A 20,882-nucleotide genomic window follows, 5' to 3' on the forward strand; every position below is an offset into this window, starting at 1 on the left:
AATAACCCAAATCAAGAAGAGTAACTTGAAACTTATAATTAATAAAACCATCGTTAGATGGAACGCGGAATGCTTGGAAACTGGCACGTTCCGTGCGGAGCAGGGGAAAAGTTGGAGATAACTTCAAAGGCTTACCTATTGCTACGATTGTTTAAAACTCTTTGTAACTAAACAGTGAAAACAAAGTCTAATGCAATAGGAGGGGAAAGCAATGAAAAAATTACTTGCATTATCTGTTGTATTGATTTTTCTAGTAGTTGGTTGTGGGCAAGACCAAACAAATAACACGGATAATAAGAGCGGTTCTTTTGAACAACAAGAAGGCATTATTGTGGATATAAAAGAGAATCAAGATGGGCGGAGCCAAATATTAGTTGTACCAAATATCAGTGAAGATGATATTTCCGATAAAAATGATGATGAGTTAATAAAAATAGCTCAAGAAAAAGATGGAGCGTATTATGGTTTCGAAACAGGTAAGTACGAAGAATTAGAGGTGGGAACCCACGTTATTGTATATTGGAACGGAAATCAAGCGGACTCTGATCCTCCTCAACGTGGAATAGAAAAGATAGATGTAATCTCAAAGTAATTAAGCAATTCTATGTGATAATATTTATGATATTGGTTCAATTTTCTTCTGCAAAAGGGTGCGTTTGCAGGTGCGAAACGTTCCTGGTTCAAATGAAATGTGGTCACACAATTTCGGTAAAGATCAGGTAGTTTTAGATTTCTAAAATTAAAGGGTTATATCGAGAAGTCGAATGAGGAGGTAACGCTCTGAAAGGCTTCCCCTGCGTCGAGTAGCCGCTAATTAGTAAGGAAAAGCGTGTTATAAGCTCGGCTAATAGGCGTGAGAATTCACCGTAACAGTTTGGCTGACGAAAGCCTACCCGATGGGGTGGTGTGAATCATGATGCTTGGGTTGAACAAATATGGTGAGAATGCAATGTAAATACAATAAAATACTGTATTGCTGACGAACTTCTGAATGTACGGGTCTAGACGCACGTTATATAGAAATGTATTTACTACCAAATGTAGGGTTAGCTGTGGATGAGTAAGAATCGAGAATATGAAAGTCCATCTTGTGTTACAGGCACATGCAATGCTAACAGGCTCATAGGAAGCACCTAAGTTTGTTCTATAATAGATATAATTCAACGTTGTAAGCTGATAACGTGGAGGGCTTACTCCTGGTGAAACGTTGAAAAGGAAAATAGTCGTGAGACTAGCGACTGTATAACTTTTTTTCATATCAGTGAAAGTGGTGGCACAGTACCGTCGAAGCGTGTAATGAACGTGGAGGGATAGCCACTAGACTAATGAAAGATTCTTTCAACCATGCAAGACAGTTCTTATACGATTAATAAGGTTCTTGTGAGACTAATAGAGGTTCACCTTCCACGGAAGGCACCGACTTATTGAAACGGAAGACTTGAGACACATAAAGTGTTGATGATTGAATTGATCTGGATTAGTTGGAACGCCGTATGAGGTGAAAGTCTCACGTAAGGTGTGAAGTGGGGGAAAAGCTGGCGATAACTTCAAAGGCTTTCCTATCACTATTATAAACGATTGCTACCAGATCATTTAAGCAGCCCAATGTGTAACTCATATAGAAAACCTTGTGTAAAGAACTAAAGGTGAAAATTAAAACCGCGTGAAACCAAGATTGTAAATAGGTTTCACGCGGTTTTTTCGTTATATTAAGTATTTGTATCAGCCTCTATAAAAGATTACTTGTGCCAAGAGCAGAATTTAAAAATGTAAAAGTCTAATTTTATCATATCGAAATTCGTGCTTGTTTAAACTATCACGATTGTTCCATACATAATAAGCAACTTTCATTTTGAATTCCGTTACCGATTTTGATTCGTTGCGTCTAAGTAGTGTAGGGTGAAAGGGAGGTGAGGTAGATGTCGAGTGAAAAGTGGTTCGATGACTATTCAGATGCAATTTATAGCTATATTTTATTAATTGTTAGAGATTTGCATATCGCAGAGGACTTAACGCAGGAAACATTTTTGAAGGTCATTGCAAATGAACATAGATTTAAAGGACAGTCTTCCATTAAAACATGGATTTTTAGGATTGCCTACACAACAACAATGAGTTATTACCGTAAAAATAAACGACAAATGCATCATTTACGTACAAGTAATATGGATTCCAACATAGCTTCTTCTCCTGAAGAGATTATGCTGCTTAATTTACAGCATAAGCAATTTTATGTTGCACTTAATTCATTAAAACCTAGTTATGCGCAAATCATCATTTTACGAAAAATTAAAGGGTTTTCAACAAAAGAGACAGCGACTGTTTTATCATGCTCGGAAGGTACAGTGAAAATGCGGCTATCGAGGGCGCTTTCTTCATTTAAAAGAGAATTGGAAAGGGGAGGGATTACAAGTGAAACATTTATCTGACGACGAGTTAACAAGAGAGTTGGAGAGGCTAGACCTACCTATCCAACTATCTTCTACGCAAAAGGAAAAGATGAAAAAGCATCTATTTAAGAATGAGCCAATAAAGCAGGGATTCAAAGTAAATAAATGGCTACCATCGATTATTTCGATAGTAGTGTTGTTCTCTGTCGTAGTCGGTGTAATACCGCTTCTACAAAATAAGATTGAGACTAGTTCAGGAAATCCTTCTCTCAATTCCATCACTGATCCATCTACACCTGAAAGACTTACTGTGGTTCCACAAACGGTTGATACATTTTTAATCGATTGGGGGGCTGATTCAATGGACAGAGGGAATCATGATTTTGATACAGCTTACCATAGCAAACTTGTCGTTACACAAGATATTAATGAATTAAAACGTGGCCAGGTCATATATTATCACACACTTCCTGTCCAACTTAAAAATAAAGATGCTACAATACCTGACATGGATATCGGAAGAGTAGTCGGACTGCCTGGCGAAACCGTTGAAATTAAAAATGGGCAAGTATATATCGACAATCAGCTACTTGATACATTTTATGGAAAAGCAACAATGCACGGTTTAGGTGAAGAAGAGTACTTCAAAGCAGTTGATTCAATCGTTATTGAAGATGAACAAGGGACGAGGGATTATTTCAATACAAATATGGATGACGTAACAGTCCAAGAAAATACGGTGTTCGTTTTGGTTGATCAATGGTGGAGAGGGATTGATAGCCGTGATTATGGAACATTGCCGATTGAACAAATTAAAGGAATCGTAATTGGATATAAAGAGTAAATCAGATTAGACGGAACGCAGTATGCAGTGGAAATCGCACGTAATGCGCAAAGTGGGGCAAAAGTTGACGATAAAAGGGTAAGAATTTATGACAATGATATTAGAGTAGAGTTTGTTAATGATATTCATACGGATAGAATTTACTTGCCATAGTATTTAGTAAACGGGCGCCCGATTGTGAAGTAAGATTTATTTGTTAGCACATAGTTGATTGGAGTGCAAGACGGCGACTCTGGGAGGATCAGCGAGACAGGTGAAACAACCATCGGGAGCGAAGCGGACGGGTTGGTCCACCGCCCGCCCTCCAGAACGCGTTAGGGAAAGATTGAACTTTAACTTTCCGCACTAGGGAAAGATTGAACTTTAACTTTCCGCACTTAGGGTCTGGAACGGAAATCAACGTGTTATATAGACTGCTCAGGTGCTTTGGTTAAATAAGGATAGTAAAATACACGTCAAAAAACGCTCAGATGAGCGTTTTTTTCTTACCACTTGTATTGTCAATTCGGTGTTGAAAATAATGTTGGTTAGTATGATACTTCCATTGTTAATTGCGTTTTTCTCTCCGTCAACCGAACCCGTTAGCTGAAGATCATTCTATTGACTTGGTTTATTTAAAGAAGCGAATTTTTTTCAAGACGATAGCAGCAGGAATAGCTACAGCAATTCCAATAACGTTTTGTACGACATCTCCAGGTATTGAAGCTAGAGGAATAATTAAACTATTAAAAAGGATCATTTCACAGATGTAATAGCCGGCAATCATAAAAGGAATTGAAACGATCATAGCTAATAAGTTGAACCCGGTACTTCTTCCGTTTCTTCCACCTGCCCAGGCAATCCTACCAACAAGATACCCTTGAAAACCACGTATCACAAATGTGAAAGGTGCCCAAAGTGTCCATCCCGCGATTAAATCAAATAATCCCATCCCGACAGCACCTGCAATTGCAGCTTTCTTTGGACCAAACAAAACCGCAATGATAAAGAGCATAGCAGTCCCAAGGTGGACTAAACCACCGTTAGCAGTAATGGGCAACTTAATATTTAATAACATGGTTGCGACAAATATTAATGCGATTAACATAGAAGTAATTACTAAATCTAACGTGCGTGTTTTTGTAGATGGTAGTTCTAGTTTGTGTACGGTCATTGAAAAGCCTCCCTAATCTAGTTGGTTATTAGTGATAACTTTATCAAATGCTTGGTATCTTTAAAAGTGTCAATTGGTAATGAATTGTAGGGGTCAGTTTGAACGTTCATTCCTCTTCGGAATCTAACCTCAAAATATTTGGACTTTTCAGACCGTTTTTGTTATATTTTTAATACAACATATATAAATAGAGGAGGCAATTTTTATGAGTGAATGGCTAACGAGTTTACAAACAAAAACACCGCAAGAGGGATTTGAATTAGCAATAACGCTAGCTCGAAAAGGTGTGGGATATACGCAACCATCGGCGGAAATTCGAAAAAAGCTTCGTCCGGAATATGAGGAAAATGCAGATAGTCTTACAATGGCATCGCAAGTAATTGCAATTCACTATCAAACTGTTGCCGCAGCAAACAATTATTGGAAGTGAAAATATATACTAACTAATAAATAAGGCCAGCCTCACAATCGATTCATCGTAATTTAAGTGTCTGGTCTTATTTTTTCATTCAAACTAGTTGGTAATTTCATGAAATCAACAGTTTTCCTTTCTTTTCTTTCTGCTTTTCTACTATACTGGTCATATACATCTTAGTAGTAAAAGTAGAGAAAAAAGGGGAATGAGTACAATTAAATTCAATTGGAAAAAAGTTCTTTTTCTTGCTCTCGCAGTCTTCTTATTGATTCAAATTATAGGAAGCTTCTTTTTTTATGATCTTGCTATCAAACGAGGACCGAAAGAATTCCTTGAGAAGAATGCAGATTTAGAAGTAGCAGAAGAGACGATGGAACTTTTTTTGAATGGAAGCTGGATAGATTGGGTAGCAGATCAAGAATTTGAACAACTCGCGCTAACATCACATGATGGTTTGAAATTGTCGGGCTACTATTTACAAGCAACAAAGCCGACAAATAAATTAGTAATCTTAACACATGGTTATTTAGGGCATGCAAAACAAATGGGCTTGTACGGACAGCATTATTATGAGGACTTAGATTACAATATATTTATGCCTGATGCACGCGGCCATGGAAGAAGTGAAGGAACTTATTATGGCTTTGGTTGGCCAGAACGACTGGATTTGATTGACTGGACCAATCTTTTGGTGGAGAAATTAGGGGACGATGTTGAAGTGGCCTATCATGGTTTATCGATGGGAGCAGCAACTGTATTAATGGCTAGTGGGGAGGAATTGCCAAGCCAAGTTAAAGCAATAATAGCGGACAGTCCGTATGGGTCTGTCTATCAATTATTCAAATATCAAATGAATCGAATGTTTAACTTACCTGCATTTCCGTTACTAGACAGCACAAGTTTGTTAACGAAAATAAGAGCAGGTTATTCATTTAGAGAAGCGAGTACATTGAGGGCAGTTGAAAAAACGAACGTTCCAGTCCTTTATATTCACGGGGATAGCGACACGTTTGTTCCGACAGAGATGGCAAAGAAGTTATATATGCAGACGACGAGTGATAAAGAAATTCTAATTATAGCCAATGCCAATCATGGTGAATCCTTTGCGATGGATGAAGAAAAGTACAAAGTGAAATTGAATGAATTTCTAAATCGGTACATTAACTAGCAGTCCGTATGTATCAAGTGATTTAATAGAAATAACAATGCCCTTAATCGAATCAATCGATTAAGGGCATTGTTTAATTTTAAATTAATTTGTAAAATTATCAAAGTAACCTTGGATGAAGACAATAGGTGTTCCTTTGTCTCCGCTACCAGATGTTAAATCGGAGAGAGAACCAACTAAGTCTGTTAGGTTACGTGGCGTTGTACCTTGTGCTTCCATTGAACCAACTAAGTCTTCGCCTTTGCTATCAATAAACTCAGAAACAGCATTTTTTAGTTCGTCCCCGCGCAGCTCAGAAAAGTTATTATCTGCAAGGTATTTTAATTTGATTTCGTTAGGTTTACCGACGAGTCCTGGTGTAAAAGCAGGTGAGACAACAGGATCCGCAAGTTCCCAGATCTTTCCGATAGGGTCTTTAAAAGCACCATCTCCGTAGACCATGACTTCAAGAACTTTTCCTGTTTTCTCAAACAACATACGTTGGATATTATCGACGATAGGTTGGCAATTACGCGGGAAAAGTTTAACGCTATCTTCGGTCGCTTTATTTGAACCTAAAAGACCGTATTCCTCGTTATAGCCACTGCCATCAATAGATTCGGATAAAATATCATCTAATGTAAATACTTTTTCAGCACCATTTTCTTCTAAAATGCGCTTTGTACGAAGACGTGTATGAATATCACAAGTTAAGACATTTTTCGTATATTTCAAAATCGTTTTCGGTTTTTGAGAGAAAATGATTTCACATTCAACTCCAAACTCCTCTACCAACGACCTGTAGTATTCGATATAGTCGACACCTGTGAAGGTATGTTTTTGGTAACCAAAGAGCTCACGGAACTCTTTTTCTGTTAGTACATCTGTCCATGGATTAATGCCTTTTTCATCCAAAGAATCTAAGCTGATTAAATGGTTGCCCACTTCATCAGATGGATAACTAAGCATAATTACTACTTTTTTAGCACCTTTAGCAATTCCGCGAAGACAATTTGCAAAGCGGTTTCGACTTAAAATTGGGAAAATGACACCGATTGTATCGTCTCCGAATTTGGCTTCAATATCCTTGGCGATGTGATCGATTGTTGCATAATTGTCTTGAGCACGTGCAACAATGGATTCTGTTATGGAAACAATATCTTTATCATTAATTGTAAAACCTTCAACTTCTGAAGCTTTTAGTACGCTATCAACAACGATTTGTTCTACGTTATCTCCACGATTGATGATTGGGCAACGAAGACCCCTAGCAACTGTTCCAACAACTCTTTCCATTAATATCGCTCCTTATGATTAGCAAATTTAAGTTGAATTCTTTAAAGATCTACTTGTAATATACACCATATTAGTGGTATAAGTAAAATTAATATATTGAATGATGGGTATAAGGTGGGCTTATATGATTAGTAAACTTGATTTATATAAAATATTTTGTCAGGTAGGAAAAAGCGTAAGTTTTTCGGAAGCGGCTAAAGTCCTTTATATGACACAACCAGCCGTCAGTCAGGCGATCATGCAGTTAGAAAAAGAATTGGATACACGTCTGTTTAACCGGACATCCAAAGGAGTTTCTTTGACACATGAAGGAACTCTGTTGTTTGAATATGCAAATTCAGCCATTCAAATACTCCATGCCGGAGAAGAAAAGATGCTGGAGTTAAAAAACTTAACTTCAGGAGAATTAAAAATCGGCGTAGGGGATACGATTTCAAGGCATTACTTACTCCCTTATTTAGAAGCATTCCACAATGGATATCCAAATATCAGTTTTAAGATTGTAAACGGCACAACGACGGAACTATGTACATCTTTAAAAGCGGGGGACGTTGATATCGTTATTTGTAACTTTCCACTTGAGGACCCTTCGTTAGAATTACTGCCATGTATGGATGTTCACGATGTTTTTGTATGTGGAGAAAAGTATAAAAGAAGGTTATCAAAACCTATTTCTTTGGAAGAATTGGTACAAATGCGACTAATATTTCTAGAATCCAAATCGAATTCAAGAAAGTATGTAGAAGAATACATTCTTTCTAAAGGAATAAAGATTTCTCCAGAATTCGAACTAGGTTCGCATGACCTATTGTTGGAATTTGCAAAAATAAATTTAGGGATTGCGTGCGTTACAAAAGAATTTTCGCAGGAATACTTACAAAAAGGAATCGTCCATCAAGTTCAATTAATCGACGAAATCCCCAAAAGAAGCATAGGAGTGTGCTATTTGAAGAATGTCCCATTATCACGAGCGGCAACCCGATTTGTTGATATTATTAGAAGTAATCAAAATCTCTAAAAGGATTAAAGGTTTAGGCTATGTTAAATAACTCTGTTGATAGTTGATAAATTATTTGTACACTCCTTGTAGAATGGGAGGGGTGGAAATATCGCTTAGGCGCTTGGTGATGGCCTCCCGTAGTAAGCCCGTCAGAAAGTTCTCTGTCGGTCTTACTACTTCGGCTCACACTTGTCGCTTCTGCGCTAGTTCCATTTACCTCATGGTTATTGCAGTACTAAGAGTGGTGCAATTATACGATTTGTACACTCCTAGTTGATTGAAGTGGAAGACGGCGACTCCGGGAGGACAAGCGGGTCAGGTGAAACAACAACGGGTTGGTCCACCGCCTGCCCTCCGGAATGCGTCAGGAAAAGATCGGACTTTATCTTTCCGGGTCTGAAACGGAAATCGACGTGTTAGATTACACTCACATGAGCACTATAGTGTACTAAGTTTTATCAACATTATTATTTAACAGAGCTAAGGATTAAAGGTTTAACAATACGGAAATGGAATAAAGATACGTCTAAGTTTAATACGATTAGGGAGGGACGATATGCCACGCTTAACCGATCACTTAATTGTCATTTCATTCGATTGCTTGTCGACACTAGATTTACCAACACTAGAGGAGCTACCACATTTTCAAGAGTTGTTTAGAGATGCTGCCATTTGTAAAAGTGTCGAGACTGTCTATCCATCAGTAACATACCCATGTCACGCTAGTATAATAACGGGGAACAGCCCAAAGCGTCACGGTATTGTAGCAAACACATTGCTAGAGCCCCGCAAGTCCTCTCCGGATTGGTACTGGCAACGCAATCATATCAAAGGGACAACCTTGTATGATGAAGCCAGGAAAGCGAGTATGACTACTGCTGCGTTGCTATGGCCTGTGACGGCAAAGGCAAAAATTGATTTTCACATACCGGAGATTTTTGCAAATAGACCTTGGCACCACCAAATTGCTGTTTCTCTAATGAATGGAAGTAAAATGTATCAATTGGATATGAATAAAAGGTTTGGTCATCTTCGAAATGGTATTGCCCAACCGGAATTGGATGACTTTGTTACGGAATCCACTGTTCACACGATAAAAACGAAGAAACCAGATCTAATGTTAATTCATCTTGTGGATTTAGACTCGATGCGTCATGCACATGGATTCAATTCGAAAGAAGCGCATAATGCACTGAAACGTCACGATGCTCGATTGGGGAAAATCATTGCTGCATTGAAAGAAAGTGGAATTTATGACAATTCAACGGTTGTAGCACTTGGTGATCATAGTGCATTGGATCATTCCCATGCTGTGAAGTTAAACGTACTTTTAAGAGAAAGTGGACTCATTCAAGTTAATAAACGCGGAAAAGTAAAGGATTGGCAAGCTTATTGCAAAAGCAATGATGGCTCGGCATATATTTACTTGAAGAACAAAGAGGATCGTCGAACGAAAGAGCGTGTAGGCGCATTACTTCACTCGCTTATGATGAATGAAGAAAATGGAATAGAACATGTATTTACTAGTGAAGAAGTAGGTCAATTAGGTGCGGATGACCAAGCCGCTTTTATGGTAGAAGCAAGGCGTGGTTACTATTTCACAGAACATATAGAGGGTGATGCAATCGATGTGATTACAGAAAATGATGTAGTATCCGGTAAGTACACACATGCCTCTCACGGATATTCACCGACTAAAGATTCCTATTCAACAGTTTTTGTAGCAAAAGGCAAGGGGATAAATCCTAATCTGGCTATTCAATCGATGCGGTTAATTGACGAGGGGCCGACCTTTGCACGGTTACTAGGACTCAATTTAGGAAATACAGATGGAAGAATAGTTGAAGAGTTATTAACTGAATAATATTTCTTTAGATGCATATATACTAACTGAATTTAATGTAAACTAAAAGAAAGACAGTTAGATGAAAGGGGGAAGGGTATGAGGAAGTTTAGTAAATTAGAGAATAGTTGGATGCTTTACGATTGGGCAAACTCAGCGTATTCAATTATTATTACGACCGCCGTATTTCCGATTTTCTATAAATCCGTAGCAACAAGCGCTGGTGTTGCGAATGCAGATTCTACTGCGTATTTAGGGTATGCCGTCGCCGCAGCAACTTTTATATTGGCAATGATTGGGCCAATCTTAGGGGCAATTGCGGATTATGACGGATTAAAAAAGAGGTTTTTCTTTTTCTTTTTTGCGTTAGGATCTGTCTCAACGGTTTCTTTGGCATTCGTTCCAGACGGGAATTGGATTTTGTTATTAATGATTTATTCGGTTACAGCCGTAGGATTTCACGGAGCCAATATATTTTACGATGCATTTTTGGTAGATGTGACCCCTACCAAACGAATGCATACCGTTTCTGCAAGGGGTTTTGGAATCGGATATATTGGTGGAGCCGTCCCCTTTATTATTAGTATTGCCCTTATTTTATTGGCGGAAAATGAAATTATCCCAATTTCGATGGCTATAGCAACAAGGTTAGCCTTTGTACTTACAGGTGTCTGGTGGTTTGTATTTACAATCCCGATGCTAAGAAATGTTGTTCAAATCCACTCGGTTCCTCGAGATTCAAGTATATTGGGGGGAAGTTTTAAAAGGCTAGGTGCAACATTTAAAGATATACGAAAGTATCGACATGTGTTTTTGTTTCTAATTGCCTATTTCTTTTATATTGATGGTGTAGGAACAATTATTTCGATGTCCACTGCTTACGGAACTGATTTAGGGATTGGAGCAACATCGCTGCTTATTATTTTATTGGTAACACAAATCGTGGCAGCACCCTTTGCAATTATTTACGGACGCTTGTCTCAAAGATTTACAGGGAAAAAGATGCTTTACGTAGGAATCATAGTTTATATAATTGTTTGTATTTATGCATTTTTTATGAAAACAGAAACTGACTTTTGGATCTTAGCGATGCTTGTTGCAACTTCCCAAGGCGGAATTCAAGCTTTGAGTCGTTCGTATTTTGCAAAACTTGTACCCAAAGAGAAATCCAATGAGTTTTTCGGGTTTTATAATATCTTCGGGAAATTCGCCTCTGTCATGGGACCGTTATTAGTTGGTGTAACCGCACAAGTGACAGGAAATACATCGTATGGGGTATTTAGTCTAGTTATTTTGTTTATTATCGGAATCACCGTTCTCAAATTTGTACCTGAACCAGAAGTAGATCCAATTTAATAGACAAAAAAACGGGGACGCAGATGCGTCCTCGTTTTTCGTTAACTCTTTAATTTTTCAATGTTATCGATGTGAAGGATTCTAAAACCGTTTTTCTCGAGTTTTTCTCTCAAGACTTCAATATCTTCTTCAGAGCGATCGCTCTCTAAAGTGATAACGACTCGTCGAGCAATGACAGAACCGTTGTCGAGTGTGAACATTCCCTCGATATTTTCACCCCGGAGTGTTTTCGTTAATTTCTCAATCATTCCTTTTGCTTCAATTGAGGAAAGTGTAATGTTTATACCACCAGTATTAAGGCCGAAAGCATCTTCTAAAACACTTTCAACTTTGTTGTGTGTTAAAATACCGATGAGTTTTCCATCTTCCACAACACTAACAAACGGTAACGCTTTGATTTTAACTAAAGCACTTAAGAAAGATGACATTTTATGAATAAAGATAGTTTGATGTTCCAATAAGTGGTCAATCGTCGCATCTTTATCCCCGTTATTTTCATAAAGATCTTCCATTAAGTGGACTTTGTAAATCATTCCTTTGTACATGTCGTTTTTATCCACGACAGGAATGCATCGATAACCACTTTCTTTAATGATTTCAAGTACTTCAGAAACACTTTGTTCGTTGTTAACGCTTACCACTTCATGTTTTTCCAAATACAAATCTCTTACATACATACATTCTCCCCCTTACAATTCGTATTATCGAAATTTTTCGATTACGATTATACTATATTATAAGGGAGAAGGTAGAAGATAACAATACAAGCTATTTTTCATAATGCTAAATTGAAAGGAGTTTTCTTGTGGAGAGGTTAACCATTGTATCTCTGTTAGATGTTATAGGAGAGCTGTTTTCGGATGAAATATCAATTGCTGTTTCAAATACAACAGAATATATATATTATCGCCCAAGTAAGCGAATTGACTTGAAAATAAAGCCAGGCGATCCTGTAAAAGAGGGAACAATTGCATTTAAAGCGTTGGCTGAGAATCACAAGGTGTCGGAGTTTATGAATCGGGACGTATTTGGCGTGCCCTATCACGGAATGGCAGTTCCTTTCGAACATGAAGGAAAGTTGGAAGGTTGCGTACTAGCCATTCACCCTGCATTTACAGATGGGAAATCTGTTGTCACTATAAAAACACAAGACGGTTGGATTCCTACACCTTTTGCAGATGTCAAATACATTGAAGTAAAGGATCGAAAAACGCATATCATAGCTAATAATTTTCAAGGCACACATAAACACACGTTACAAGAATTTGAGTATATATTGCCTCGAGAAACATTTATACGCTGCCACCGTTCATTTATTGTGAACGTCCATCATATTCGTGAGATTTACCCGGATACGCATTCAACATTCGTATTGGCAATGGACGATGAAACGCGAATCCCAGTCAGTCAATCGTATTCCAGTTATTTTCGAAGACTTTTAGGGTATTAATTCATTCTGCTTTAGACACCGAATGTGCTGGTTCAGTCAACAATTCCTTAATCAATCCCCGATTTCTCTTTTTTCTAAAATCTTGGGATACGATTAGTTAAAAGTTAGGAAAAGGGGAATTGGACATGGGGATTGAAATGGACAGAATTAGACACACGGAGTTAAAAGACTTAGTTGTTACTCCTGAAAAGGCCGCTTCTTGGATTGAAGACGGAATGACATTGGGGTTAAGCGGGTTTACACGTGCAGGAGACGCAAAAGCAGTTCCACTCGCATTGGTAAAACGTGCAGAAACAGAGCGATTCAAAGTAAACGTTTTCACTGGTGCATCTTTAGGATCAGATGTGGACCGATTGTTTGCAGAGGCTGGGATTATTAATAAAAGACTGCCATTTCAAGCCGATCGTACAATGCGAAACAAAATTAACGCAGGTGAACATCTATTTGTCGACCTTCATTTGTCCCATGTGGCAGAACTCATACGAGGAGAAGTTATCGAAGCAATTGACTTCGCTATAGTGGAAGCGGTTTCAATAACGGAAGACGGAATGATTATACCAACGACCTCTGTTGGTAATTCAATGCTATTTGCACAGCACGCAAAAAATATTGTCATAGAAATTAACACTGCCCATTCGACGGAGTTAGAAGGGTTACACGACTTGTATGCTCCGGGGAAACAAGGAGAGCGGGAACCGATACCTATGATGAAAGCGGTCGACCGCATTGGTACGATTGGGATACCGATTGACGTTGAAAAAGTTCGCGGGATTGTTTTCACAAACCAGTTGGATTCACCGTCTACAATTGAAGAGCCTGATCACGAAACGGAAATTATGGCAGAACATCTATTAACATTTTTACGTTCAGAAGTTCAGGCGGGGAGATTGACAGAACGACTTGCACCTTTGCAATCAGGAATTGGCTCCGTTGCGAATGCCGTACTTCACGGAATGTTAAATTCGGAATTCGAGGACCTAGAAGTGTATTCCGAAGTGTTGCAAGATGCTGTTTTTGATTTGATAGATGCAGGAAAAGTTAAGTTTGCATCCAGTTCGGCAATTACCTTATCTGAAAAGAAGATGGACCATGTATTCAACAACTTTGAAAAGTACCGAGATAAGTTAATTATGCGTCCTCAGGAAATTTCAAATCATCCAGAAATCATCCGTCGTCTGGGCTTGATCTCAATCAATACCGCTCTTGAGTTAGATATTTACGGCAATGTCAATTCAACACATGTAACGGGTACGAAAATGATGAACGGCATTGGTGGATCTGGCGATTTTGCTCGAAACGCACGCCTTGCAATTTTTGTTACAAAATCGATTGCAAAAGGCGGCGACATTTCAAGCATCGTTCCATTTGTTTCTCATGTCGATCATACAGAGCATGACGTTGACGTTATTGTGACAGAACAAGGATATGCAGATTTACGAGGGCTTGCGCCGAGAGAACGTGTTGACTTAATTATCGAAAATTGTGCGCATCCAATGTATCGTGAGCAACTACGTGCGTACAATGAGGAAGCTCTTGAAAGAGGCGGCCACACACCACATGTATTGGAAAAAGCTTTTTCTTGGCATACGAATTTAATGCAAAATGGAACGATGCGAGAGCGAGTTGCAGAGCTCGTCTGATGAAACGAAGAATGATAATGATATAGTAGGGGTACGAAAAGCGAATGGTGGTGTGGAGATGGGTATTTTAAGTGAAGGTTATTTAAAAGAAGGAGTTCCGTATTCCATTCGGAAACTGCAGTTGGTCGACATCGATGCAATTTTAGAAATACAAAAAGAAGTCATCGGTACCCTTGCCAATAAAGAGTTTTTAGAACCGTTATCGAAAGAGGAGTTTACACATATGTTTTCTGGCGCGGGACTGGTAGTCGGAGTATTTGCAGATGACAGACTCATCGCATTTCGTGCTACCCTTGCTCCTGATAACGATGAAGAACACTTGGGGTATGATATCGGACTAGATGCTTCGGAACATTCATCCATCGTCTACCAGGAAATCACAAACGTGCTCCCTTCCTACCGGGGCAATCGTCTTCAACAGAAGATGGCAACGGTTTTGATGGACCAGTTACGAGAAGAATATACCTATGTATGTTCAACAGTTGCACCGTTCAATATAGCCAGCTTGAAAGACAAGTTTGCACAGCAAATGGAAGTTGCAGCGCTTAAACCAAAATATGGCGGTATGCTCCGATATGTATTTGTACGGAATTTACACGTTGCTCCAAAAGAATATAAACGCGAACAATCGATTCCAATGCAAGATACACAAGCGCAACAGAAACTTCTTTCTGAAGGTTGGCGCGGAGTCGGAATCGCTGAAAGTGAAAGCGGATGGCTCGTTCACTATCGAAAATAAAAAGGTGATCCACGTTATGTGAACGTGGATCACCTTTTTAGCGTTTTGGTGTATAATTCATCATCGCAAACATCTCTGTCAACTCGGATGCAGTTAAGTCGCGCCACTGTCCATTCGGTAAATTACCAAGGTGAATATTCAAAATACGCGTCCGTTGTAAGCTACGAACGTTATAGCCAAGCGCTGAACACATACGACGAATTTGGCGATTCAATCCTTGTGTTAGTGTGATGTTGAATTTTCTTGGACCGAGTTGCTTTACTTTACATGGTTTCGTAGTCGTTCCTAAAATACGAACCCCCGACTCCATTTGTTGAATGAATTCTTTCGTTAATGGACGATCTACAGTTACGATATATTCCTTCTCGTGACCGTGTTCTTCTCTTAAAATTTCATTCACTATGTCGCCGTCGTTGGTCATTAAAAGAAGGCCGTTGGAATCTTTGTCCAATCGTCCGATGTGAAAAATACGTAAAGGGTGATTGATAAAGTCTACGACATTGCCTTCTATATGACGTTCGGTCGTACTCGTAATGCCTACGGGTTTATTGAGTGCGATATAAACGATTTGCTCTTCTGTTTTTACCGGTTTTCCGTCTACTTGTACATCATCGGTTTCACCAACTCTACTGCCCAACTCCGCAACTTTTCCATTAATCAATACACGTCCGGCTTCTATCCATTTGTCAGCCCCACGCCTTGAAACAATCCCTGCTTCGCTTAAATATTTATTAATTCTCATTAGTTAAGTCACCTTTTCGAAAGAATCTTTCTTTCATTGTAGCGCTTTTGCTATCGATATTCAAAAAGGTGAACTAAATTAGATTCAAGTCTACTTGCTTTAATTTATAGCTATGTTAACTAACTCTGTTGATAGTTGATAAAGTATTTGTAGAATCGCTTCGTCGCTTGGTGATGGCCTCCCGTAGTAAGCCCGTCAGAAAGTTCACTGTCAGTCTTACTACTTCGGCTCACACTTGTCGCTTCTGCGCTGGATTTTTTGGATTCAAGGTTAGTGGCGTGGGGGGAGTGTGGCAAGAGATTTTTGTACACTCCTAGTTGATTGAAGTGGAAGACGGCGACTCCGGGAGGACAGCGGGTCAGGTGTAACAACAGTGGGTTGGTCCACCGCCTACCCCCGGAACACTTCAGGGAAAGATCGCACTTCATCTTTCCGCTTTTCAGGGAAAGATTGAACTTTATCTTTCCGCTTTTAGGGTCTGAAACAGAAACCAACAGCACTAATGTGTAATATGCTTTATCAACATTATTATTTAACGGAGTTTAACCTAAAAACAGAAAAGGTTGACAATTAAATCTTCTCGTACTATGATATGAATAACTTTTTTATCATCTTGCTTGCAGCTAAGCGTGATGAAAAACAAGAAGGGCAGAAGGTATCGATAGCGGTATCGCCCACGGATTAGTTTAGTAGAGATGAGAATAGTTGAGAAATTATTGAATAAGAAGAGTAGCACTCGTTTGTAAGGACAGAGAGTCAGTGGTTGGTGGAAACTGATTTGCGACCGGTGTGAATGGACTTATGAGAGTTCTTTTGAATCGTTATTCAAGAGAAACGTAGAATCCCACGTTACGGGATGTACCCATCTTCATTCAGCGGATGTGGGTACGCTAAGTGGAAGCAGAAATGCTTCAATTAGAGGTGGCAACGCGGTAATTTCCGTCCTCTGTAATCGGACAAAACTGTCCTTTTACAGGGGGTTTTTTTATTTTCATAAACAAATAGCTAAGGAGTGAAGATATGAATAGAGGGAAGTCAGGATTACGAACAATGATGAAAAAAATAGATGGGGATTCACTCACACCAATCCTAATTTTTAGAAGAATGCGAGGAAATCAGAAGTTTTTACTTGAAAGTTCTTCAATGCATGAAGGGTCAGGGCGATACTCGTTTATGGGGATGGATCCCCGAAAGTCTTATCGTGGGCGAGGGAATGAGCTAGAAGAATTCGTGTATGCAACGGGAAAAACATATACGCACACAGGTGATGTAGTTGGCTTGCTGAAAAGATTGATGCCTCGAATTATAGATAATGTGGATTTTCCATTTACAGGCGGGGCTGTTGGATACTTTGGTTACGGAACAGCTCAAAGTTCTGAAAATAGTCCAGTGGATACGATTGGATTACCAGACGTCAATTTTAATATTTATGAAACGATTATTATTTATGATCACGTCTTGCACGAAGTATCTCTTTTAAGAACAGAAATAGGTGCAGAACGGAGCCGATATGATTTAGATGAGTTAATCGAACAAATCACGAATGGTTCCGAGGAAGAAAACGGAGAATATGAGTTATCCAATTTTGAGTCTTCTTTATCCAAAGAGGAATTTGAAAATATCGTCCGAAAATCAAAAGAATATATCGCAGCGGGTGAAGTATCTCAAATAGTTGTGTCTAGAAGGCTAGAATCTAATTTTAAGGGGGATTCATTTGCACTCTACCGGAAACTTCGTAAACGAAATCCTTCACCGTATATGTATTATATGGAGTTTGGGGATCATACGGTAGTTGGTGCCTCTCCGGAAAGCCTAGTTGGTGTATCGAATGGGGTTGTAATGACGAATCCAATAGCAGGTACACGAAGACGTGGAAATGACCGAGCAGAAGATGAGATGCTTGAAAAAGAGTTGCTAGCAGATCCGAAAGAGCTTGCAGAACACGAGATGCTCGTAGACCTCGGAAAAGAAGATATCGGAAAGGTTTGCCTTCCAGGAACGGTAAATGTGACGAAGTATAAAGAAATTGTTCGGTATCAGCATGTAATGCATATCGTTTCAGAAGTAGAGGGTGAGCTTGCTCATTCGATGCATGCACTCGATGCACTTTCTGCTTGCCTACCTGCTGGAACAGTGTCCGGAGCTCCTAAAAAGCGCGCAATGGAGTTAATCGACGAGTTAGAAAATGTCCACCGCGGAATTTATGGGGGTGCAATTGGATATATCGGATTTAACGGAAACATGGACTTTGCCTTAACAATACGGACGTTGATTATCAAAGATGGTAAAGCGTATGTCCAGGCGGGAGCAGGAATTGTTGAAGGTTCGGTTCCTGAAACAGAGTATATGGAAACAGTGAATAAAGCACGCTCTCTTCTAGAACTAATGTAAGAAATCTCTAGGAGAAGAGAAAATGAGCTGAGCATAGGAGAGATTGAGTTGAGAGAGTATATAGATAAAGTAAAGGCACAAACGCATTTGACGTATGATGAAATGAAAGAAGCATCGAACGTTTTATTTAATGAAGAGACAGATGCAGGCGAAATTGAAGAATTTCTAATAGCCTTATCTGAAAAAGGGGAAACGGCGCTAGAAATTGCTGCGTTAGCATCTGTTATGAGGTCCTTTGCAAATTATGTGAAGATTCCCGAAGGCTTATTTATGGATAATTGCGGTACGGGTGGAGACGGAGTCAATAGCTTCAATATTAGTACGACAACTGCATTTGTTCTTGCAGGTGCGGGCGCGCAGGTTGCGAAACACGGGAACCGAAAAATATCAAGTGCGGCAGGAAGTGCTGATGTATTGGAAGCTCTTGGTGTTCGACTTGATTTTACAACAGAAGAAACAACGGAACTGTTACGCCAAGAAGGAATTACGTTCCTCTATGCACCGAATGTGCATCCTAAGATGAAAAGAATTGGTGGCATTCGACAAAAGATTGGAAAGCGAACCATATTTAATCTCGTCGGACCTTTAACAAATCCAGTCCCATTGGCTACTCAATTTGCAGGGATTAGTAAACTCGATTTCACGATGGAATACGCATCCGTCCTTCATATGCTTGGAAGAGAGCGTGCTGTTGTTGTTTCGGGGGCAGGAGGAATGGATGAAGCATCCCTTGCAGGACAAAATTCATTTGTCCTACTCGATCAAGGAGATTTAATTCCGTTTACGTTGACTGCGGAAGACGTTGGCTTAACAAGTGCGCCTTTGTCAGCAATTCGCGGAGGAGATGCTAATGAAAATGCCGACATTTTAAGGGCAGTTTTACAAGGCAATCGCGGACCACATTTCGATACGGTCGTTTTTAATGCAGGTATTGGTTTATTTGCTAATGGGCAAGCCGAGACAATTAACGAAGGCGTTCAACAAGCAATAGAAAGTATAGTATCAGGGCGTGCCTTGCAAAAGCTTGAGGCTGTTATTGCGTTCAGTAAAAAAGTTGAACAAAAGGAGTTAACAAAATGACTATTTTGGATGAAATCATAGTAGAAAAACGTCTTGAAGTGGAGCGGATGTTAGCTGAAAATCCAATACAACCTACCAATGTCATAGAACGCCCTTCTTTATTCAAAGTACTGAAAGAGTCGAATCATATTCATGTAATTGCGGAGATGAAACGGGCTTCACCTTCTAAAGGAATGATTGCTGAAGGGACAGATCCTGTAGCACAGGCAACTGCATATTATCAGTCTGGGGCGGCATGTGTTTCTGTCCTAACAGATTCCTCCTTTTTCAAAGGATCATTTGCTGATTTACAAGCAGTAGCGGAAGCTGTTCCACTCCCACTTTTATGTAAAGATTTTATGGTTCATCCAGTCCAAATTGATAAAGCAAAACAGTCGGGTGCATCAATTATTTTATTAATTGTTGCCGCACTTACAGACGACGAACTAACGAATTTATATGCATATGCAACAAATCAAGGACTTGAAGTACTTGTTGAAGTTCACGATACGACAGAACTTCAAAGAGCGTTAGCGATAGATGCGAAACTAATCGGTGTAAATAACCGAGACTTGCATACGTTTGAGGTAGATTTAGCTCGAACAGAGGAAGTTGCAGCTGTTTTCCCTTTTGGTGAAGATCGTGTACTTATTAGTGAAAGTGGATTGATCGGAACAGAAGATGCTATGCGTGTGGCCAGAGCGGGTGTAAAAGCTGTATTAGTCGGAGAAACCCTAATGCGAAGTGGCGACGTTCAAGCAGCCATCCATGCGATGCAAGTTCGCGCAGTAGGTTCAGGAAAATGACTAAGGTGAAAATTTGTGGGCTGATGGAAAGTGAACATGTAAAAGTGGCGGTTGATTCAGGAGCTGATGCAATTGGATTTGTATTTGCTCCAAGTAGTCGACGTGTATCGATAGGTGAAGCGAAAGAACTTGCCCGTCACATACCTCCAGGAGTGTTGAAAATAGGGGTTTTTGTCAATGCTTCCGTAGAAGAAATCGAGCAAGCATATAACGAAGTGCCCTTAGATTACGTTCAATTTCATGGCGATGAAAGTGCCGAATACATAAAGAATATTGGGCTTCCTTCCATTAAAGTCGTAGCGGTTAAAAGTACAGACGATGTACTACAAGCGAAGGTATATCCCGCCGAATATTATTTGTTTGACACACCTGGGACGATATATAAAGGTGGAAGCGGAGTGCCATTTGATTGGGAATTGCTCAACGACTCGGATGTTCCTTCGGATAAAATCATTCTTGCAGGCGGATTGAACGTTGAAAATGTAAAAGAAGCGATTCGAAGAGTGAAACCTTTTATGGTTGATGTATCGAGTGGTGTAGAAACAGGTAAAAGAAAGGATCCACAACGAATCCAAGCGTTTATTCATGCAGTGAAAGATAAGGAGAGATAA

Annotated in this window: 19 protein-coding genes and 1 other annotated feature; of the genes, 15 read left to right on the forward strand and 4 right to left on the reverse strand. The window is 39.4% G+C overall.

From position 1 onward, the window contains the following. Nucleotides 1-211: 211 nt before the first annotated feature. The 3 genes from ACXYMX_RS03920 to lepB all read left to right on the forward strand — a co-directional run bounded on the left by ACXYMX_RS03920 (nucleotide 212) and on the right by lepB (nucleotide 3,234). Nucleotides 212-592 carry a DUF3221 domain-containing protein gene (locus ACXYMX_RS03920; RefSeq protein ID WP_459042934.1) on the forward strand — a complete coding sequence of 127 codons (381 nt, stop codon included), beginning with the start codon at nucleotides 212-214 and terminating at the stop codon, nucleotides 590-592. Nucleotides 593-1,919: 1,327 nt separating this feature from the next. Further along, on the forward strand, nucleotides 1,920-2,429 hold the full coding sequence (locus ACXYMX_RS03925; protein ID WP_459042935.1) for an RNA polymerase sigma factor: 510 nt from the start codon (nucleotides 1,920-1,922) through the stop codon (nucleotides 2,427-2,429). Next, the gene (lepB, locus tag ACXYMX_RS03930) at nucleotides 2,413-3,234 is read left to right on the forward strand and encodes a signal peptidase I (RefSeq protein ID WP_459042936.1); all 822 of its coding nucleotides are present in this window, start codon (nucleotides 2,413-2,415) and stop codon (nucleotides 3,232-3,234) included. The genes ACXYMX_RS03925 and lepB overlap by 17 nt, the downstream gene beginning before the upstream one ends. A 610-nt stretch (nucleotides 3,235-3,844) precedes the next feature. Here lepB and ACXYMX_RS03935 read toward each other — a convergent pair. Then, nucleotides 3,845-4,387 (reverse strand): ECF transporter S component, encoded by a 543-nt coding sequence (locus tag ACXYMX_RS03935; protein WP_459042937.1) that lies wholly within the window; start codon nucleotides 4,385-4,387, stop codon nucleotides 3,845-3,847. 205 nt (nucleotides 4,388-4,592) lie between these two features. Between ACXYMX_RS03935 and ACXYMX_RS03940 the strand changes: the two genes are divergently transcribed. Together ACXYMX_RS03940 and ACXYMX_RS03945 are read left to right on the forward strand one after the other, a co-directional pair. Beyond that, nucleotides 4,593-4,817, forward strand: coding sequence for a hexameric tyrosine-coordinated heme protein (locus ACXYMX_RS03940; protein WP_459042938.1), 225 nt, complete (start codon nucleotides 4,593-4,595; stop codon nucleotides 4,815-4,817). A 190-nt stretch (nucleotides 4,818-5,007) separates the two neighbouring features. After that, nucleotides 5,008-5,970 (forward strand): alpha/beta hydrolase, encoded by a 963-nt coding sequence (locus tag ACXYMX_RS03945; protein ID WP_459042939.1) that lies wholly within the window; start codon nucleotides 5,008-5,010, stop codon nucleotides 5,968-5,970. An 84-nt stretch (nucleotides 5,971-6,054) separates the two neighbouring features. Here ACXYMX_RS03945 and ACXYMX_RS03950 read toward each other — a convergent pair whose 3' ends face one another. After that, nucleotides 6,055-7,245 carry a coenzyme F420-0:L-glutamate ligase gene (locus ACXYMX_RS03950; protein ID WP_459042940.1) on the reverse strand — a complete coding sequence of 397 codons (1,191 nt, stop codon included), beginning with the start codon at nucleotides 7,243-7,245 and terminating at the stop codon, nucleotides 6,055-6,057. Nucleotides 7,246-7,369: 124 nt separating this feature from the next. On the opposite strand from ACXYMX_RS03950, the gene ACXYMX_RS03955 reads away from it, so the two are divergent. The 3 genes from ACXYMX_RS03955 to ACXYMX_RS03965 all read left to right on the forward strand — a co-directional run bounded on the left by ACXYMX_RS03955 (nucleotide 7,370) and on the right by ACXYMX_RS03965 (nucleotide 11,444). Next, the gene (locus ACXYMX_RS03955) at nucleotides 7,370-8,263 is read left to right on the forward strand and encodes a LysR family transcriptional regulator (protein WP_459042941.1); all 894 of its coding nucleotides are present in this window, start codon (nucleotides 7,370-7,372) and stop codon (nucleotides 8,261-8,263) included. Nucleotides 8,264-8,801: 538 nt separating this feature from the next. Further along, entirely contained in the window at nucleotides 8,802-10,109 is a 1,308-nt protein-coding gene (locus tag ACXYMX_RS03960; protein WP_459042942.1) for an alkaline phosphatase family protein, read from the forward strand. Nucleotides 10,110-10,187: 78 nt separating this feature from the next. Then, complete coding sequence (locus ACXYMX_RS03965) at nucleotides 10,188-11,444, forward strand: MFS transporter (protein ID WP_459042943.1); 1,257 nt, start codon at nucleotides 10,188-10,190, stop codon at nucleotides 11,442-11,444. A gap of 41 nt (nucleotides 11,445-11,485) precedes the next feature. Here the strand turns inward: ACXYMX_RS03965 and ACXYMX_RS03970 are convergent, their stop codons facing one another. Then, on the reverse strand, nucleotides 11,486-12,121 hold the full coding sequence (locus ACXYMX_RS03970) for a CBS domain-containing protein (RefSeq protein WP_459042944.1): 636 nt from the start codon (nucleotides 12,119-12,121) through the stop codon (nucleotides 11,486-11,488). A gap of 128 nt (nucleotides 12,122-12,249) precedes the next feature. Between ACXYMX_RS03970 and ACXYMX_RS03975 the strand changes: the two genes are divergently transcribed. From ACXYMX_RS03975 to ACXYMX_RS03985, 3 genes are all read left to right on the forward strand, one after another. Continuing rightward, the gene (locus ACXYMX_RS03975) at nucleotides 12,250-12,894 is read left to right on the forward strand and encodes a LytTR family DNA-binding domain-containing protein (protein ID WP_459042945.1); all 645 of its coding nucleotides are present in this window, start codon (nucleotides 12,250-12,252) and stop codon (nucleotides 12,892-12,894) included. 125 nt (nucleotides 12,895-13,019) lie between these two features. Further along, on the forward strand, nucleotides 13,020-14,534 hold the full coding sequence (locus ACXYMX_RS03980) for an acetyl-CoA hydrolase/transferase family protein (protein WP_459042946.1): 1,515 nt from the start codon (nucleotides 13,020-13,022) through the stop codon (nucleotides 14,532-14,534). Nucleotides 14,535-14,592: 58 nt separating this feature from the next. Further along, nucleotides 14,593-15,273 (forward strand): GNAT family N-acetyltransferase, encoded by a 681-nt coding sequence (locus tag ACXYMX_RS03985; RefSeq protein ID WP_459042947.1) that lies wholly within the window; start codon nucleotides 14,593-14,595, stop codon nucleotides 15,271-15,273. Nucleotides 15,274-15,310: 37 nt separating this feature from the next. On the opposite strand, the gene rluF is transcribed toward ACXYMX_RS03985, so the two are convergent. After that, the gene (rluF, locus tag ACXYMX_RS03990; RefSeq protein ID WP_459042948.1) at nucleotides 15,311-16,015 is read right to left on the reverse strand and encodes a 23S rRNA pseudouridine(2604) synthase RluF; all 705 of its coding nucleotides are present in this window, start codon (nucleotides 16,013-16,015) and stop codon (nucleotides 15,311-15,313) included. 707 nt (nucleotides 16,016-16,722) lie between these two features. Beyond that, nucleotides 16,723-16,965, forward strand: a binding site (T-box leader). Nucleotides 16,966-17,035: 70 nt separating this feature from the next. On the opposite strand from rluF, the gene trpE reads away from it, so the two are divergent. From trpE to ACXYMX_RS04010, 4 genes are read left to right on the forward strand one after another with little or no spacing between them, the layout of a single operon-like run. Then, a complete protein-coding gene (gene trpE / locus ACXYMX_RS03995; RefSeq protein WP_459042949.1) occupies nucleotides 17,036-18,406 on the forward strand; it encodes an anthranilate synthase component I in 1,371 nt (456 codons plus the stop codon). 42 nt (nucleotides 18,407-18,448) lie between these two features. After that, nucleotides 18,449-19,486 carry an anthranilate phosphoribosyltransferase gene (gene trpD / locus ACXYMX_RS04000; protein ID WP_459043163.1) on the forward strand — a complete coding sequence of 346 codons (1,038 nt, stop codon included), beginning with the start codon at nucleotides 18,449-18,451 and terminating at the stop codon, nucleotides 19,484-19,486. Continuing rightward, complete coding sequence (trpC, locus tag ACXYMX_RS04005; protein ID WP_459042950.1) at nucleotides 19,483-20,271, forward strand: indole-3-glycerol phosphate synthase TrpC; 789 nt, start codon at nucleotides 19,483-19,485, stop codon at nucleotides 20,269-20,271. Before trpD ends, trpC begins: the two co-directional genes overlap by 4 nt. Beyond that, nucleotides 20,268-20,882, forward strand: a complete 615-nt coding sequence (locus tag ACXYMX_RS04010) for a phosphoribosylanthranilate isomerase (RefSeq protein ID WP_459042951.1) — start codon at nucleotides 20,268-20,270, stop codon at nucleotides 20,880-20,882. Before trpC ends, ACXYMX_RS04010 begins: the two co-directional genes overlap by 4 nt.

The sequence above is a fragment of the Sporosarcina sp. CAU 1771 genome (genome assembly GCF_054482775.1).